This is a genomic window from Paenibacillus sp. 2TAB23, assembly GCF_052115165.1.
Classification (GTDB): Bacteria; Bacillota; Bacilli; order Paenibacillales; family Paenibacillaceae; genus Pristimantibacillus.
Map to the genome: position 1 here is coordinate 1 of NZ_JBFRGD010000062.1, position 1,378 is coordinate 1,378.

A 1,378-nucleotide genomic window follows, 5' to 3' on the forward strand; every position below is an offset into this window, starting at 1 on the left:
TTGATGAGTTTGTAAGAAGGAATTTCTTGGTTGTTGAAAATGGTGTACTAAAGGTTGCAGAAGGTGTTAAGATATTTGTAAAATCAATGAAAAATATTTTAGTAAATACTCATAAGGCGACACAAAATGTTGTGAAAACAACAAAAGTAGGACAATGGATGTCAAAAACTCAATATGACCAATTCGTAAAAACGGGCATAATTCCAAATTCAAATGTCTTAACTAAAGGGAAAAAAGGTTATGAAAGACAGGCCAATAAAGGGAATTATTATGTTGAATTTGATATTGATGCTTCATTATTAATGCCAAAAGATATTGAATTAGGATGGGCCCCAGTGAAATCAAAAAATGAAATGCAATTAAAATTAGCTAAGAACAAAGGAATAACGCTTCCCGATCCAATTGGTACAAATATTACGCATGTTGATACAAAACGATGAAGAAAAGGCAGGATGACGATGTTTGAATCAATTAAAACCATTGTAAATAATTATATCGCAGAATTAGACAAAGGTATTGTGATAGAAAGTGTGAATATATATGGCAATAAGAAGCTTGAATATGCCTTATCAACTGATGAATTTATGGCGTCTATTTGCATTGTTACTGAGTATACGTATGATTTTTTTGCAGTTGAGATTGAAAGTGAAAGAACATTTATGATTAAAACAAGAGAGTTTGATAATTTTGACGAGTTAATTACAGAAATGAAAAAGGATATTGCAAGTTTTTCAGATTGAATACTGAATTTTAACTTTGAGTGAATTCAAACCACATTTTGATATGCTCCCCATACGTTAGACAGGTGAAACACTAAAAACCTGTTTTCGTCAGGGAGCATTTTCATGTCTAAAATAGAACACATCGCTTCGGAGATATTTGCCATCCTTGAATAGATAGAGTGGAAACATATGGATGTGAAAGAGGTAGTTTGAGGTTATAGCGTTTCAAAAACAACTTTGGCTAAGTGGCGACGTTGTTATCGGATTTATGAGTATGAGGGGGTAGAGATTAGAACTGGAAAACGTATTTATCCATTGGGCCTTAACACATGTGGAGTGCGGAAAAATGTACTCTTTATCATCAGAACGATCTGTTAAGTGTTCTTTACGTTTAGTTTTACATCGGGTTGTGTTCACAATGTCAAAAAATTCGACAATACCGGGGAAGATTTAGAGGATCTAATCTCCATCGGCACGATTGGATTGATTAAAGCCATCGAGAGCTTCCAGACCGGGAAAGGCACGAAGCTCGCGACGTTTGCGGCTCGTTGTATTGAGAACGAAATACTTATGCATCTGCGTTCATTGAAGAAAACTCGAAAGGACGTTTCTTTGCATGATCCGATTGGCACGGATAAGGAAGGCAATGAGATCAC

The 1,378-nt window shown here is 35.1% G+C and carries 3 protein-coding genes; all 3 read left to right on the plus strand.

Translation table 11 applies throughout. From position 1 onward, the window contains the following. Positions 1 to 440: TreTu family toxin (locus tag AB4Z29_RS32270; protein ID WP_441946955.1), on the plus strand; the 440-nt coding region annotated here is incomplete at its 5' end. Positions 441 to 458: 18 nt separating this feature from the next. Beyond that, on the plus strand, positions 459 to 740 hold the full coding sequence (locus AB4Z29_RS32275) for a hypothetical protein (RefSeq protein ID WP_441946956.1): 282 nt from the start codon (positions 459 to 461) through the stop codon (positions 738 to 740). 360 nt (positions 741 to 1,100) lie between these two features. Continuing rightward, the coding region (locus AB4Z29_RS32280) for a sigma factor (RefSeq protein WP_441946957.1) at positions 1,101 to 1,378 on the plus strand (278 nt) is incomplete at its 3' end.